Origin of the sequence: Echinicola strongylocentroti (genome assembly GCF_003260975.1) — a bacterium.
GTDB classification, from domain to species: Bacteria; Bacteroidota; Bacteroidia; order Cytophagales; family Cyclobacteriaceae; genus Echinicola; species Echinicola strongylocentroti.
This window is the reverse complement of the sequence record NZ_CP030041.1, coordinates 3,931,647-3,946,861: the sequence shown is the minus strand read 5'-3', so window position 1 is coordinate 3,946,861 and position 15,215 is coordinate 3,931,647. Positions and strand designations below refer to the sequence as shown.

At 44.8% G+C, this 15,215-nt stretch carries 9 protein-coding genes and 1 pseudogene; 1 reads left to right on the top strand and 9 read right to left on the bottom strand.

Annotated elements, in window-relative coordinates:
• Positions 1 to 331: 331 nt before the first annotated feature.
• Positions 332 to 1,645: a xylose isomerase gene (gene xylA / locus DN752_RS15360; protein ID WP_112784763.1), complete on the bottom strand. Its 1,314-nt coding sequence runs from the start codon at positions 1,643 to 1,645 to the stop codon at positions 332 to 334.
• 148 nt (positions 1,646 to 1,793) lie between these two features.
• On the bottom strand, positions 1,794 to 3,287 hold the full coding sequence (locus DN752_RS15355; protein WP_112784762.1) for a xylulokinase: 1,494 nt from the start codon (positions 3,285 to 3,287) through the stop codon (positions 1,794 to 1,796).
• A gap of 324 nt (positions 3,288 to 3,611) precedes the next feature.
• Between DN752_RS15355 and DN752_RS15350 the strand changes: the two genes are divergently transcribed.
• On the top strand, positions 3,612 to 4,451 hold the full coding sequence (locus DN752_RS15350) for a helix-turn-helix transcriptional regulator (RefSeq protein ID WP_112784761.1): 840 nt from the start codon (positions 3,612 to 3,614) through the stop codon (positions 4,449 to 4,451).
• Positions 4,452 to 4,560: 109 nt separating this feature from the next.
• Here the strand turns inward: DN752_RS15350 and DN752_RS15345 are convergent, their stop codons facing one another.
• The 7 genes and pseudogenes from DN752_RS15345 to DN752_RS15315 form a co-directional block, all read right to left on the bottom strand.
• Positions 4,561 to 4,875, bottom strand: coding sequence for a type II toxin-antitoxin system RelE/ParE family toxin (locus DN752_RS15345; RefSeq protein ID WP_112784760.1), 315 nt, complete (start codon positions 4,873 to 4,875; stop codon positions 4,561 to 4,563).
• Positions 4,857 to 5,096, bottom strand: a complete 240-nt coding sequence (locus DN752_RS15340) for a hypothetical protein (RefSeq protein WP_112784759.1) — start codon at positions 5,094 to 5,096, stop codon at positions 4,857 to 4,859. The genes DN752_RS15345 and DN752_RS15340 overlap by 19 nt, the downstream gene beginning before the upstream one ends.
• 132 nt (positions 5,097 to 5,228) lie before the next feature.
• Positions 5,229 to 10,052 carry a RecQ family ATP-dependent DNA helicase gene (locus DN752_RS15335; RefSeq protein WP_112784758.1) on the bottom strand — a complete coding sequence of 1,608 codons (4,824 nt, stop codon included), beginning with the start codon at positions 10,050 to 10,052 and terminating at the stop codon, positions 5,229 to 5,231.
• A gap of 105 nt (positions 10,053 to 10,157) precedes the next feature.
• Positions 10,158 to 10,433, bottom strand: a pseudogene (locus DN752_RS15330) (Txe/YoeB family addiction module toxin).
• A gap of 2 nt (positions 10,434 to 10,435) precedes the next feature.
• Entirely contained in the window at positions 10,436 to 10,690 is a 255-nt protein-coding gene (locus DN752_RS15325) for a type II toxin-antitoxin system Phd/YefM family antitoxin (protein ID WP_112784757.1), read from the bottom strand.
• A 324-nt stretch (positions 10,691 to 11,014) separates the two neighbouring features.
• The gene (locus DN752_RS15320) at positions 11,015 to 12,658 is read right to left on the bottom strand and encodes a sodium/sugar symporter (protein WP_112784756.1); all 1,644 of its coding nucleotides are present in this window, start codon (positions 12,656 to 12,658) and stop codon (positions 11,015 to 11,017) included.
• Positions 12,659 to 13,220: 562 nt separating this feature from the next.
• Complete coding sequence (locus DN752_RS15315; RefSeq protein WP_112784755.1) at positions 13,221 to 15,173, bottom strand: sialate O-acetylesterase; 1,953 nt, start codon at positions 15,171 to 15,173, stop codon at positions 13,221 to 13,223.
• Between the last annotated feature and the right edge of the window lie 42 nt (positions 15,174 to 15,215).

Here is a 15,215-nt window from a genome sequence, read left to right as displayed (position 1 = left end):
ATCTTTACCGTACCGAAGACATGCCCTTGGAAAAGCTATCCCTGTAGCTAATTTCCTCCTTAAAATAAAAAATCCCCGGCTTATGGTAAGCCGGGGATTTTGCTTTTACCTGAACACCCATAAGTGTAAGTAAGGAACCCTGTCAAGGACGGAGCATAACAGAGTCAAAGACCGGCCGATAAACGGGGTCAATGTCCACCGTGCCGCTTCGGATACTGCGGCACAATCGCCCCGCCGTCTCCGACGCAGAACTATTCAACTTAGCACCTCAGGCTCCTTGGTCAGGTGTCTTTGTACTTAGTACTTCGTACCTCGTACTTCTTAACCTATATCAAATATACTGATTGATAATATTCTCGTACATTTCCTGCTTACCGCTGGTACTTGCCGGCTCACCAGTAGCGATGGCATGTGCCCTCAAGTCTTCTAGCGACAACTTCCCTTCTTCAAACTCCTTGCCCTTGCCACCATCAAAGGAAGCATAGCGTTTTTTTCGCAAGGCCTTGTATTCGGATTGTTCCAAAATATCATTGGCGATCAGCAAGGCCCTGGCAAAGGCATCCATACTACCGATATGTGCATGGAAAAGGTCATCTAGGTCCGTGGAGTTTCTTCTCAATTTGGCGTCAAAATTAACCCCGCCACCTTGAAGGCCTCCTGCTTCGAGAATGACCAATAGCGACTCAGTCAATTCCTGCAAATTCAACGCAAATTGGTCGGTATCCCATCCGTTTTGGTAGTCGCCGCGATTGGCATCGATACTGCCCAAGAGACCCGCATCAGCCGCTACCTGCAGCTCATGCTGAAAGGTGTGCCCTGCCAAAGTCGCATGGTTTACCTCAATGTTCAGCTTGAAGTCCTTGTCCAATCCGTAATGCCTAAGAAACCCGACAACAGTCGCCGAATCATAATCATATTGATGCTTGGTAGGCTCCATTGGTTTTGGCTCGATCAGGAAGTTTCCTTTAAAACCTTGCTTACGGCCATAGTCACGGGCCATGGTCAAGAACTTGGCCAGATGCTCCGTCTCTCGCTTCATGTCGGTATTGAGCAGGGACATGTAGCCCTCACGACCGCCCCAGAACACGTAGTTCTCACCACCAAGCGCAATGGTCGCGTCGATGGAGTTTTTTACCTGTGTAGCCGCCCACGACACCACATCAAAATCAGGATTGGTGGAAGCACCATTCATATAACGTGGGTTACTGAATACATTGGCCGTCCCCCAAAGTAGCTTGACACCTGTTTCTTCCTGCTTTTGCTTGGCATACTCCGTGATGGCCTTCATCCGGCTTTCGTATTCTTCGATAGTCGCCCCCTCATCGATCAGGTCCACATCATGGAAACAATAGTAAGGAGCACCTATTTTAGTGATAAACTCAAAGGCCGCATCCATCTTGTCCTTAGCCCGCTGAAGGGCATCTTCTGATTGGCCCCATGCAAAGGTCTTCGTCCCAGGGCCAAAAGGATCATCCCCAGTGGCATTAAAAGAGTGCCAGTAAGCAATGGCAAACTTAAAATGCTCCTTCATGGTCTTTCCGGCCACTGTTTTGTTCTCATCATAAAACTTAAAGGCAAAAGGATTTTTGGAATCCCTGCCTTCGAATTTGATTTTTTCTATTCCTGGAAAATAGGTATTTGACATGGTATATTTGGTTATTGGTTATTCAGTTAGTTAGTATTTGGTTATTGGGGACTCAGTGGGTTGTCCACTGTTGTCCCTGTTTATTTTCATGAATTAGTTGTGATCGTGCCTGGCCGTCCCTTCGACTATGCTCAGTGGATGCAGGAAACTACCGGATTATTTTACCCAAGTTTTCCTCCCATTGCTGGTAGACTTCCTTGTATGCCTGTACCAATTTGGGATCGGGAGCAAATGAGGCAACTTTCTCCAAGCCGCTGAAGGCTTCTTTTGGACTGGCATAGATGCCTGCTCCTACTCCGGCACCTCTTGCAGCCCCTTGGGAACCATCGGTATCGTAAAACTTCAAATTCACCTCGTTCATATTTACAAAGGCCTCCCTAAACAGTGGACTGAGGAACATATTGGCCCGGCCTGCTTTTACCGTGTCCAGTGTCAGCCCCATGTTTTTCATGATGTTAAACCCAAAGGTCAAGGCACTCACAATACCCTCCTGGCCAGCACGGAGGACATGGCGCTTATCATGCTTGAGCAAGTTTAGGCCACTAAGATGGGCACCTACGCTTCTGTTTTCCATGATGCGCTCGGCTCCATTGCCAAAAGGGATAAAGCTCAGCCCTTCCGCACCCACAGGTACTTCCGCCGCCAAGGTGTTCATGGATTCATAGTCAATGGATTCCCCTCCCAGCATCTTCTTGAGCCAGCTGTTAAGGATCCCCGTACCATTGACACACAGCAATACGCCGTAATGGGGATTTTCGGCCAGGTGATTGACATGCAAGAAAGTATTCACCCTTGACTGGGAATCATAGACAGGAGCTTTGCTCACACCATAGACTGTTCCCGAAGTTCCGGCTGTAGTGGCCAATTCGCCCGCTTCCAGCACGTTCAGGGAAAAGGCATTATTCGGCTGATCCCCTGCCCTGTAGGTCACAGGAACGCCTTCATCTATACCCAATGCTTTGGCGGCGGCAGCATTTACCTTGCCCCCTTCGGCAAAAGAAGGCACCGCCGTAGCCAATAACTCTTGGTCTATGCCATAATGACCCAATAGATCCTGGCTCAACTTATTCTCTTTAAAATCCCAGAAGACTCCCTCGGAAAGGCCAGACTCAGAGGTAAAAATCTCCCCTGTCAATTTCATGGCAATAAAATCGCCGGGAAGCATTACTTTATGGATTTTCTCGTAATTGTCGGGCTCATGGTCTTTGACCCATTTGAGCTTGGAGGCGGTGAAATTTCCGGGAGAATTAAGGAGACGGGAAAGACAAAATTCGCTCCCCAAGGCCTCAAAAGCATCATTCCCCGTTTCCACTGCACGGCTATCACACCAAATGATCGATGGGCGGATGACCTGCTGATCCTTATCCACCATCACTAATCCATGCATTTGGTAACTGATTCCGATCGCCTGCAATTCGCCAGACTTGACGTCTCCTTGGCGGATGATATGCTGAGTGGTTTCAGTGACATATTTCCACCACATCAATGGATCTTGTTCTGCCCAGTCCTTTTGGGGAGAATCAATGGGCATTTCGATCTTTGGCTGACCATCACTGGCCACTACTTTTCCGGTATCGGCATCCAGCAAGGTTGCCTTTACCGAAGAACTCCCGATATCATATCCGATTAATAATCGTCGCATTGGTTACTTTGTTATTGGTTATTGAGTTATTTGCTATTAGGTTACGGGGTTATTTCATACGAGCTGTAGGCTCCTGAGCGCTGCCGAAGAGCCGACTTCAAATCCGCTCAGCCTCCAGCTGAACTCTCGGTCATTCTTTACTGACCCAACCAAAGACCCTAAACCCTGTCCCACAAATACTGATTACAACAAATTTCGATTAAAAAGGCCACCCACACTTACATTATTCGATTAAATAATAATACTCTTTGATCAAAATTATAATCAAAGAGTATTACCTTGTAGCTTTAAACCCAGAATATTGATTAGCCTTTCTGTAGCAATATGAAACCGATTGTCCAAAAGCTTCCACGACAGGAATTCAAGTCTTTTGTGTCCATAACCATGAGCACTCCACTATTTGAAACTCCCTGGCACCGACACATCGAAAATGAGATTCTCTACATCCAAGCGGGGCATGGCACAGCCATTATTGGGGATTTTGTGGGGGAATTTTCTCCTGGAGACCTGTTTTATATCGGCTCCAACGTACCGCATTGGTTTCGTAAAGCCCACGAAGACATCTTCTGTACCGTGGTAGTTATCCAGTTTGATCAAGCGATTTTTGGCCAAACTTTCTTGAAAATGCCAGAAATGGCAGCACTACGCCAGCTAATCCGGCTAAAACAAGGAATGGCCGTGGATTATTCCCCGCAGCCCGTAATCATCGAGCACATCAAGCAATTGGTGGAAGTGGAAGGTTTTGTGCATATCGGCATCTTGCTAGATGTCCTTCATCAGATCAGCACCACCACCCGTAACACCCTGCTGACCAATGAACCGATCGACTCCTTTGACTCCAAGGGCATCATCGATGAAGTGCTGGAATACACTTTTGAGCACTTCCAAGAAAATATCCGGGTAGAAGAAGTGGCCGCCATCGCCAAGATGAGCGAATCCAACTTCCGCCGCTTCTTTAAGCTGAACACCAAAAAATCTTTCAGTGGCTTTCTAAAGGAAATCCGCATCGCCCACGCCTGCAAATTGCTTAAGGACCAGAACACCTTTATCTCCCAGATTTTTCACGAATGTGGCTTCCGCAACATCACCAACTTCAACCGCCAGTTCAAAGAAGTAAAGGGTGTCACCCCAACCGCCTACAGAGCAGCGATATACAGGCCTTAGAAGAGAGGAAGGAGACAAAAACAAGGGAAAGGGAAAGGTTCATTGTACTTTTAAGCGGCAAGGGTTTGGTAGGTATCCGCTACTTATCTATCAGTAACCAATAAAGAAACTATTGCTGCTTCTTTAAAACCTTCAGTAGTTTTTCAGGATCTTGACGATTATCCCAAAAAGCGGTTATGATGATCTCCGCTTCAGTTACTTTATAAAAAATACTATAGTTCCCAAATGGAGCAACCCTTGTATTCATAAAATTAGTTGATCGATAGATCAATGGCGATTTAGCGATCTGTCGTGTTCTCTTAGCCACTGAACCAACAAGTTTTCTAGAGTAGTTAGGAGATTTATTTTTATTCACCCAATAATTAAGGACTCCAACAAACTGGATATCGGCTGTTTTAGTCCATACTACCTTTCGGCCAGCCATTCCATGTTTCTTTTATCCATTGCTTCTTGGGAGATTAATTCATTGTTTTCAATGTCGCGCTCACTCATTTCCAACATGGCTTCTTGCTCAACTGTCAACTCAATCTTCGACTGAACCGAACTGGCAGAAACCACTTTATCAAGTGCTTTCAGCAAATCCCTATCCTCAATGGCTAAAATTTTACCTATCAATCCATTTCTAATTTGATCTACTGTTGTCATATTTTACACGTTTGATCATCTAAATATCCTAAAACTTTTTGAGTTTGCATAATGACATCCAGTGTTTTGCTTTAGCTCCGGTTGTGTTTTTCGAACTATTTAATACTGAGGGATGTGCTTTCTTGCTCCTCATTATTCATCGGCCTGTCTCTCAAAATAAAGCGCTGGTAAAACAACCTTAACTTCTTGTTCGGCCTCCTCTTTTTGCCAGTAAACAATAAAGTTCACTTTAGCACTTTTCAGTTCAAACTTTCTTGTCCTCATCGCTTCAATTTGTTTGACAAAATCCCGTGAGAATTTCAGAACAGACTGTCCGTTTGCATTCAAACACTCATCGCCCCTCACCACCAAAACATCGCCGCTTGTTAGTTGAGCAACTAAATATTGCCTCTTTATAAAATAGTCAAGCCAAACATCTCGATGGGCTAGGTGAATCACGGTGTCCCTTGGGGGCGGATAAATCCCCCTATCCTCCATTCTTTCTAGGCCTCCTGCTGACAGCCCATCAAGAAAGCCGGAATTTAAGTGAATCGTTAAGTTTTCCTTTGCTCTCGTCATGGCCACATACAGTTGCCGTTTGGCCTCGTCCGTGGTAGAATTGAAGTTTTCAAGCAGCAAAAACACATTGTCAAATTCTTTTCCTTTTGCTTTGTGAATAGTAGAAACGAAAATGGTCTCTCCGTTTTCGTTGAAGAAATCTTCCAACTTGGAATCACGGATAAAGACCTCCAGGTCGGATTTGTATTTTCTCTTCGGGTTGGTCGCTTCAAAATCCCTGATGATGTTATATAGGATTTCCCATTTTGTACTGCTGCGAAACCTGTTTAACGCTTGTCGTTTGGCATCTTCCCAAACATCATCTCTGATAATAAAAATATCATCCCCCAAATTTAACTTGCTTAAAAAGAACCTGACTTCAAAAAGGTTATACAAACTGAAGCTGTCATTGGATTGAATCAACTTCGTCTGCATTTTATTTTTCAACAGTAGCCCAGTGATTTGCAAAGCCTCTTCGTTGGTTTTTGTCAGAACACAAGTCGTCCCGGCAAGATCTGTAGAGAGGATGTCCTGTACAAACGGGGTAATGAGGTGGCTGTTTTGATACCGGACCAATTTGATTTTCCCATTGCCGACTTGATGTGCTATAATTGGGGTATTTTTCAGCCGGTGACGAATCTGTTTCACAAACTGATTGGTAAAATCGACAAGATTGCTTTTGCTTCTGTAATTCTCCACCAATTCATATTTGCTTGCTTTGTTTACCTGAATAAATTGCTCAAGGTACTTTGCACTTGCTCCCCTGAACTCGAAAATATTCTGGTCATCATCTCCAACTGCAATCACTCTCATTTCCTCATTCTGTTCCATCAGGGTGTTTATCAGGTTAAATTCATCTTCGTCCATGTCCTGTGCCTCGTCGATCACCAAAACCGTTTTGGTCATCCGGCTTGGCTCTACTTCCCCATTCTTGATTTTCCCAACCGTCTTTTTTAAAATCGCACCGGACTTTTCCAAGCTGCCGACCTTGCCCAATAAATCAAAACAGTAGGAATGAAACGTTTTTATCTCAATAAAATTCGCCGCATTACCGATCAGTTGTAACAAACGTTTTTTGAACTCTGTAGCAGCAGCTCTTGAAAAAGTAACCATAAGTAATTGTTCATGCTTTACATCTTCCATCAAAAGCAATGAAGCTAGTTTATGGACCAACACCCTTGTTTTACCACTCCCAGGCCCCGCCGCCACCACTATATATTTAGTTTCATTGTCTTTGATGATTTTCAGTTGCGTTGGCGATAGTTCTCCGAATAACTGTTTGAATTTACCAGGGGTCATTTTGAGCTTTAGGTTATCCACCTTGCTTCCCGGGAAGTATTTTCTGAGAAATGAGCTGTAGTTCAATTGAAAATAATCCTCAACAAACTGTAGTGCCTCCTTATAATCATCGATCATTTTTTTGGCATATTCACCGACGATATGGATCTGCTGTACCTTGTTTTCGTAAAATTGGCTTAACTTCTGATAATCTTCTTTGGTGTACCTTTTATAGTTATCCTGCTCCATCCTTTCGATGGTCAGTCGGTTATATACCACCAAAAAACCACCCTCAATTTTGATCGCTTCAATTCTCGACAGGTAAAACAGTGTTTCCTCCACATCTTCGATGGAAACTTTCTTCCCAAAACTCACTATCGAATTTTCAAACACCTCTTTCAGTTCATGTATAGAAAACTCCACCAGCACCTCATCTTTTCCAGTATCATCCAGCGGGATGTTCAGCTTACTTTTCTCAAAGAGGTACTCAATCAGAAAACGGGCCAAATCATGGCGCTTTTCCAGTTTTTCTTTCAAACTTTCTATGGGGTAAAGTGCCAGTACCGCAAGATGGTTCTTCGAATAAGCCACACGCTGTCGCTTGATCCAGTTTTTGATCGCCCAAAAGTTGATTATCGTTTTGATCTTGCTAGGTGTTACATTTTCACAGCCATTTCCCTCGGCCTCCTCGTTAAGCTCTTTGATATGGAAGGTTTTTTCCTGCTCATTGATCAGAGGAAGTAGGAAGTTTTCAATTTTAACAAAAGTCTCTACTGTGTGAAGAGAACGATTTTTGTTTTCTCCCTTCTTGATAAAGGCTGTTAAATCCTTTGCATCCGCCAATATTTTTTCCTCACGAAGAAGATGGATAATGTCTATCACTTCTTTTTTTACAATCCCCAGATGATCGCTGATATAGTCGATTCTTGATTCGCCAGCATCTTCATTTAATTGTTTTCTACTCTTGCTAGAAAAAAGCTTCTTGATGATCCGGACACCCTTTTCCTTCTGGTTTTCCCCAAATTTCTCCGAAGCATTGATCTTGTCTATGGCCTCCTGCGCATTTTTTGAAAGAATGCTGTTGGCAAAAATCTTCGGCATGTTTTGTCCACGCTTCAGATAGCCGGCATCTTCCAGTGCTGCAATAGCGGTCGTTACCCTTGTTTCTATTTCAACTACATTATCATCCCAGCCAGCTTTTCGGGCAATTTCCAAGGCCGAATTGGAAACTTTTGAGCGAAACTTTGTAATCCCCTTAATCGCTTTCCAAACCTGTTGGATTTCTTTGATGGAGAGCTTCGTTTGGTTCAAAAGGACAAAGTGCTTGCTAAGGTCCTCATCGTTAAACAATACAAAACAATCCGCCACAATAGTTGAATCTCTGCCAGCCCTGCCTGCTTCCTGGATGTAGTTTTCAAGTGAATCGGAAATCTCATAGTGAATGACCATTCCCACATCCTTCTTGTCCACTCCCATACCAAATGCCGATGTAGCCACCATGATGGGAATTTCTCCTGCGATGAATGCATTTTGATTGGCTGTCTTTTCCTGTACATCCATTTTTCCGTGATAGGGCCTGGCGTCAAAACCGTCTCCGGTCAATCGCTCTGCGAGCAAATATGCCTTCCGTGTCCTTGAGACATAAATGATGGTAGGGCAATTTTTCTCCTCAATCAAGTCTCTTACTGTCTGGTACTTTTCTTCCTCGTTGCCTTTTTCAAAAACTTTATAGTGAAGATTTGTTCTTGATACTTTTGAAGTGAACAGTTCAAGTTCAAGGGACAATTTTTCCCTGAAATAATCCCGGATATCTTCGATCACCTTTTGCTTGGCTGTTGCGGTAAAACAAGAAACCGGAATCCCGTCTTCCAGGTTTTTCTTTTCTTGAATGGACTTGATGAAATCACCAATATATAAATAATCCACTCTGAAGTCCTGTCCCCAAGAAGAAAAACAGTGAGCTTCGTCAATAACAAACCGAACGATTTTCCTGCCTAAAACCAGCCGCTCAATGGTCCGGGAACGCAATGATTCCGGTGAAAGATATAGGATGGATACCGAACCGTCTTCTACCCTCTCAAATGACTTGGCCCTTTCAATAGGGTCAAGTAAACCGTTTATGGTGACTGCTTCAGTAATACCGATTTTTTCAATGTTGTCCACTTGGTCTTTCATGAGCGATTGCAGCGGAGAGATCACCACTGTCAGTCCATTGGAGCTCTCCCCACTCATCAAGGCGGGCACCTGAAAAGTGACTGATTTCCCACCTCCTGTAGGAAAAACAGCAAGAATGGATTTATTATCCACGGCTGCCTTAACTGCTTTTTCCTGTAGAGGTTCTCCCCCATAATTCCTGAATGCATCAAAACCAAAGAACCTTTTCAAGCCCTTATGTGGGTCAAGTGCGTGATAGCAATACACACATCCACTTACACAGGGCCTGTTTCTAAGGCGGAACATGATCCGTTCGACTTCAGGATAGTTTTTCAACACCCAAGGCGGGGTTATGGAATGTATTGTCCGGTTGCGGATAAAAGAGTCAATAAGCGACAGACTGTAGGCAAGTGCTATCGGATGTACTGAAACTATTTTAGCCAAATCAGCATGTTCACATATTTCATTCACAAATCTTTGTTGGATCAATTCTTCCGTATCTGTGCGTGTAGTTGTGTAAGCTACGAAACGGAAAAAAGCCTGAAACTCCCGTTTATCATGCAACAGCAAATAAAAAATCTGCTTAAGCGTTTCATCCATCTGCTTGAAGGCAGCCACTTCATCATAAAACAAATCCCTAGCTTTGATCGCATCATTCAAAGGATTGTTCATCTCTTCGGATTGGAGCTTATCGTCTTTGACTAATGCATGATAGGGTTTGGTCGGAAATAAAAGGGGCGAAAGGAACAGCGTGTCAATGATGTTAGGTGGTTCCTCTCTTGCCTCGTAGAGAGCCCTTCCGATATATTTCATATCATGGTGTAGAATGTTATGCCCACAGATAAACTCCGTGCCATTCAGAAACGAGATAAACGCAGCCACTGAAGCCTGATGAAACCAACTTCCATCCCCCTTGACACTGCCTATGTCAAGGATCTTTCCGCCCTTTGGCTCTATCTCGGTATCAATGAATGCGATGGAGTTCATTTGGGAAGATAATCAAAAAATAAATATTCAATTTGTTTCTTTATTCTAGATAGAATTTTATGGAAGCAAAAAGGGTATTCACACTATTCACTGTTCCTAGTTTCCTCAGAGAAGCCCAAACCTCCAGTCATAATGAAACCTACATTTCGCAATCAATATTTCCCCCTCTTTGTATTGGTATATCAACCGGTGTTCATTATCAATCCGCCTAGACCAAAATCCAGCATATTTATGTTTCAGTGGCTCCGGCTTTCCAATATCGTCAAAGGGAGTTCTAGCTATAACCTTTAGAAGTTCATTGATTCTTTTCCGCTTCTACTTATCGTATTTTTGCCAGTACAGATAGTCTTCCCATGATTCATCTACAAACACGTACTTCATGGTTATTCTTCAATAAGCCCTTTCGTAAAAGTATCTCCTCTTTTCAGTTTTTCTATGGCTGAATCCAACCTCTTTTCGTTTTTGCGGGAGGAAAGCTCATGATTTGTCGCCATTAATGAATTATACTCCTCCAATGACATCACAACAATTCCTGAATCTTTGCCACGGTTAATGATTAGTGTTTCAAGGTTCTTTGCCACATTATCCAAATAGGTCTTGATACTCCTTCTGAACTCTGAAACTGTAGTTATTAGCATTTTATTGTATTTTATATTGTACAAATATATGTACTAACCTGAGCTCGACTTAATTTTAGTATTAAAAGCGTCATAGCGAACCTTTTTAAGGAGGATGTGGGTTGGAAAAGGGTGTGGCAACTCGCCGCGGCGAGCTGCCACGGCTTCCACCCCTCAAATCTCCCTCTAAGCCTCGCAGTGCATGTTCCGACCACTGTACGGAAACGATTTTTTAATCGAACTGAGGTTAAAAATAAAAAAACGGCGTGAATGCCTTTGCCTCTCCGTGTAACTAGTACAAGAGGGATCGCTTCACGCCGTTTTTATCAGTTCTCTAGTACGGATTTACCAGAATACGCTATAAAGTGCTACGATGATACCGCAGATCAGTACAGCCCCTACTTTAAACTTGGTGCTGGTGGAGAACAGCTCTGCATCTATTTCGATAGCTTTTTGGCTATTTTTGCCTTTGCCTTCGTACAAGCTGATACCGATGATCAGTGCCGCCAATACCAAGAACACCACACCCATCCGATCGATAAACGGTAAGTTTGGCGTGATAAATTTCAATGCCGCCGATAGCGGAATAGTTAGTACGGCCGCAGTCAAGGCTGCATTGGAAGTGGTTTTCTTCCAGAAGAAGCCGAAGATAAATATCGCAAACACCCCTGGTGACACAAACCCGGTATATTCCTGAATATACTGAAATGCCTGATCCAGCTGCCGTAGCTGTGGAGCCACGATGGCTGCGATAATAAAGGCAACTACAGCCGTAATCCTACCAATGGTAACTTGTTTTCCCTCTGATACATTTTTATTGAAAAACTCTTTATAAATATCAATGGTAAAAATCGTCGAGGTACTGTTGGCCATGGAGGCCAATGAGGAAACGATCGCCGCTGTCAAGGCCGCAAAAGCCAAGCCCTTTAAGCCCGGAGGCAGCAAGTGAAGCAAGGTAGGATACGCCCTATCAGACTTGGCCAAGCCCGTCACAGGATCTGTCATGGACTCAATAAAGCTAGCATCAGCACCCTTCTGCACGATCACATACGCCGCGATACCAGGAATCACCACGATCAGTGGCATCAATAGCTTCAAGAAACCAGCAAATATCATCCCTGTTTGGGCTTCACCAAGGCTTTTTGCCGCCAAGGCACGTTGCGTAATATACTGGTTACATCCCCAGTAGTTGAGATTAACGATCCACATACCGCCGATCAGAACACTCAGGCCGGGCAAGTCAAGATAAGCATCCCTGCTACCACCAGTTCCATCAGGGATCATCATTTCGCCCCTTTCGATAATCATACTAAAATGCGAAGGAGCGGCTTTTCTCAAGATACCAATCCCTTCCCACACATCGCCTTCACCTACTAGGCTAAGGGCCAAATAAGTGGTCGCCAATCCTCCGGCCACAAGGAATACCACTTGCACCACATCGGTCCAAGCCACTGCCTTCAGGCCGCCATAAATGGAATACACCATCGCAAACAGGGCAAGTCCCATGATCCCGTAGGTCAGCGGCACTCCCATAATGGTCTCCAAGCTCAATGCCCCTAGATACAGAACAGAGGTCAGGTTTACAAATACATAGATCAACAGCCAGAAAATGGCCATAACGGTTCTTACTCGCCCATCATATCTCCTGTTGAGAAATTGGGGCATGGTGTAGATCCCTTCCTTCAAGTAAATCGGCAAGAAGAAAATCGCCACTACTAATAAGGTGGCTGCTGCCATCCATTCGTAGGTAGAAATGGCCAGTCCCAGAGCAAAGCCCGAACCAGACATCCCGATAAACTGTTCGGCGGAAATGTTCGATGCAATCAAGGATGCACCTACAGCCCACCATGGCAAAGCCTTGCTTGCCAGGAAGTAATCTTTGGAATCCTTTACGTGGCCTTTCTTCTCTCGAGATACAACGATACCCATCGTAATAATCAAAAGACAGTAAGCCACAAAGACAACAAGGTCTAACGTGTTAAAGGTCATTTTTTCTAATTAGGTTTAACGGTTTTTTATTTGTTTCAAATGAGCGCTTAAGTTATTGTTTTTTTTGCAAAGTATTGTCATCCCACTTTCAGGAGAATCCTAAAATCCAGTCAAATCGACCGAGTTTTTCGAGGAATTTCACCTGTGCTTTCTTGCTAAGACTATCTCCGGCCTCCTCAAAAACAAGGTGTTTCGAATTATCAATTCTAACCTTCACAAAATTGTCTCAAAGTACTTTTCTCCTTCACCACATTAATCTCCAATGTTCTCCCCAAAAGCCTTTGGTGCCAGTACAATATTTCAAAGACAAGTTTCCCCACATTGCTAATCTACTCCATTTCCGTCAACCGCTCGCTTACTATTCACTATAAAAATTCCTTCAATATCCACAAAACCACATTTTCCTTTCCCTTTCCTTTTTTATTGGGGAATTTTGTCTTTCTACACATGCCCCACTTGTCTTGCTTATGGCTACTTCACCCCAGCCCCCACCGAACCTCCCCGCCGCTGCGAGGGAGAATCTCACGTCTCACTTTTCACTACTTGACACTTCTTCCTGTTGCTATTCTACCGAAATTTCAAACGGTGAGGCCGGCAATCCCTCTGCATTGACCAAATTGGCCTTTGCTGGATTATCAGCCCACGCATATCGGACGGTCTTGGGACGCTTCACCATTGGACTGGACAGGATCACTTTTTCTCCTTCTATCCGGGCTTCCGCCCAATGGAAACCTCCGCCCTCTCCTGCCAGCGCAAACCCTTGCGGGATACGCCCATCAGCGACGGCCAATCCACTGCCTTCTGTCTCAAAAGCAAGCTCAATCACCCCTTCTTTGATCTGGGCACTTTTCAGGGAAGGGCCAGAAAAAGGGCCTCCTTCTTCTCCATAGGCCACGGCAAAGGCCTGAAGAGCCAGTCGATCGCCAATAGTCTTCTTGTCCAACGGATGGATATCGTTGGCTTCGCCGGCATCGATGGCCACAGCCATCCCCGTGTGGGGCACTTCCATCGCCACCATTCGTTGTTTTTCCCGAAGAACGGCCCAATTGCTTTCCTGAGGAGATTCGGAAGCCTCCATAAAATTAGGCAACTGCACATAAAGGAAAGGCAGGTCTTCACGCTCCCAAGCATTGCGCAAGCCAATAATCAATGCTTTCATCTGCTCAGCGTAGATCGAGGGATTACCGGTATTGGACTCCCCTTGGTACCAGATCACACCCTTGACAGGAAACTCCTGCACGGGGGCCATCATCGCCTGATACAAGCCCAGCGGCTTCCATCGCACAAAAGTCTGCCCCGGCAACGCTGGCATGGCAGCACCAAGCTGATAATGCCAATCACGCTTCAAATCGATGACCTCATCACCCACTTCCAGTTGATAGGGTTTCTCCTCCACAAAGCCTCCTTGGCCACGTTCATTGATCAGCCTCATCGTCAACACGTTTTTCCCCTGTCGCAACACTCCCAAGGGCACTTTGTAGCGTCTTGGGGGATAGCGATAGCCTGTCGTGCCGACCAATTGGCCATTGACATACGTCGAATCACTGTCGATCATCGTTCCCATCAGCAGTTTTGCTGGCAACTTACTGACATCGGGATCGTAGAGTTCAATTTCCTTTCGGAACCAATAAACGCCATTAACGGCCCGATCATCCGTCAAGGGCAATAGCGTCAAACGCTCCATTTTTTCCCAACCTTCTTTTTGGACATTCAGCGAATGCCAAGGCGCTGCTGATTGGGCATAGCCTTTATCCTTCTGCCATACCGTTCTTTGCCAAGTGCTAATACGTTCTCGGTCTTGCTTTTCGATTTGCTTGATCAAGTCGGGATTCCTGAATTTTTCTGCTTCTGCAAAGTCCTCCGGAAACCGTTTCAGCTCCTCCTTGCTGATCCAAGACTGAATGGGTGATCCTCCCACGCTGGCATTGATCAGCCCAATGGGCACATCGTATTTTTCATTCAGCCGTTTTGCAAAAAAATAAGCTACCGCCGAAAATTGGCTGATGTGTTCCTTGTCTACTTGGATCCATTCCCCTCCACGGGTGTCCGTTTGCACATGGGAAAAATCATAGGCATCCGGCACATCAAAATACCTAATGGCGGGCCGGGCTTCTTGGTCAAATTCCTCGGGAAACATCGGCTGCACACGTGCCATCGTCAACTCCATATTGGATTGGCCAGAACATGCCCACACATCTCCAACATACACTTCCTTTAAAACAATCAAATTCTCCCCATTGACCTCCACGGTGTACGGGCCTCCTGCCTTCATGGAAGGGAAAAACACCTCCCATTCTCCCTCTTTATTGGCTTTGGTTTCCTGTGTATTTCCATCAAAATGAACAGTAACTTTTTCGCCAGCATCAGCCCACCCCCACATCCGGATAGGCTGGTCACGCTGAAGCACCATCCCATCACTGATCAAATGAGGAAGTCTTACTTTGGCCTGTAAAGCACCTGTCAGCATCACCATCAAGGCAATAAATAGAAACGATCGGTTGTAGGTTACTATCATGATTTACTGGGTTATTGTCGATTGTCATTAGAAATCCGGAAG

What these genes read in the sequence shown, in the direction of transcription:
- xylA (WP_112784763.1), bottom strand. Translation starts at nt 1,645, where the DNA reads ATGTCAAATACCTATTTTCCAGGAATAGAAAAAATCAAATTCGAAGGC.
- DN752_RS15355 (WP_112784762.1), bottom strand. Translation starts at nt 3,287, where the DNA reads ATGCGACGATTATTAATCGGATATGATATCGGGAGTTCTTCGGTAAAG.
- DN752_RS15350 (WP_112784761.1), top strand. Translation starts at nt 3,612, where the DNA reads ATGAAACCGATTGTCCAAAAGCTTCCACGACAGGAATTCAAGTCTTTT.
- DN752_RS15345 (WP_112784760.1), bottom strand. Translation starts at nt 4,875, where the DNA reads ATGGCTGGCCGAAAGGTAGTATGGACTAAAACAGCCGATATCCAGTTT.
- DN752_RS15340 (WP_112784759.1), bottom strand. Translation starts at nt 5,096, where the DNA reads ATGACAACAGTAGATCAAATTAGAAATGGATTGATAGGTAAAATTTTA.
- DN752_RS15335 (WP_112784758.1), bottom strand. Translation starts at nt 10,052, where the DNA reads ATGAACTCCATCGCATTCATTGATACCGAGATAGAGCCAAAGGGCGGA.
- DN752_RS15325 (WP_112784757.1), bottom strand. Translation starts at nt 10,690, where the DNA reads ATGCTAATAACTACAGTTTCAGAGTTCAGAAGGAGTATCAAGACCTAT.
- DN752_RS15320 (WP_112784756.1), bottom strand. Translation starts at nt 12,658, where the DNA reads ATGACCTTTAACACGTTAGACCTTGTTGTCTTTGTGGCTTACTGTCTT.
- DN752_RS15315 (WP_112784755.1), bottom strand. Translation starts at nt 15,173, where the DNA reads ATGATAGTAACCTACAACCGATCGTTTCTATTTATTGCCTTGATGGTG.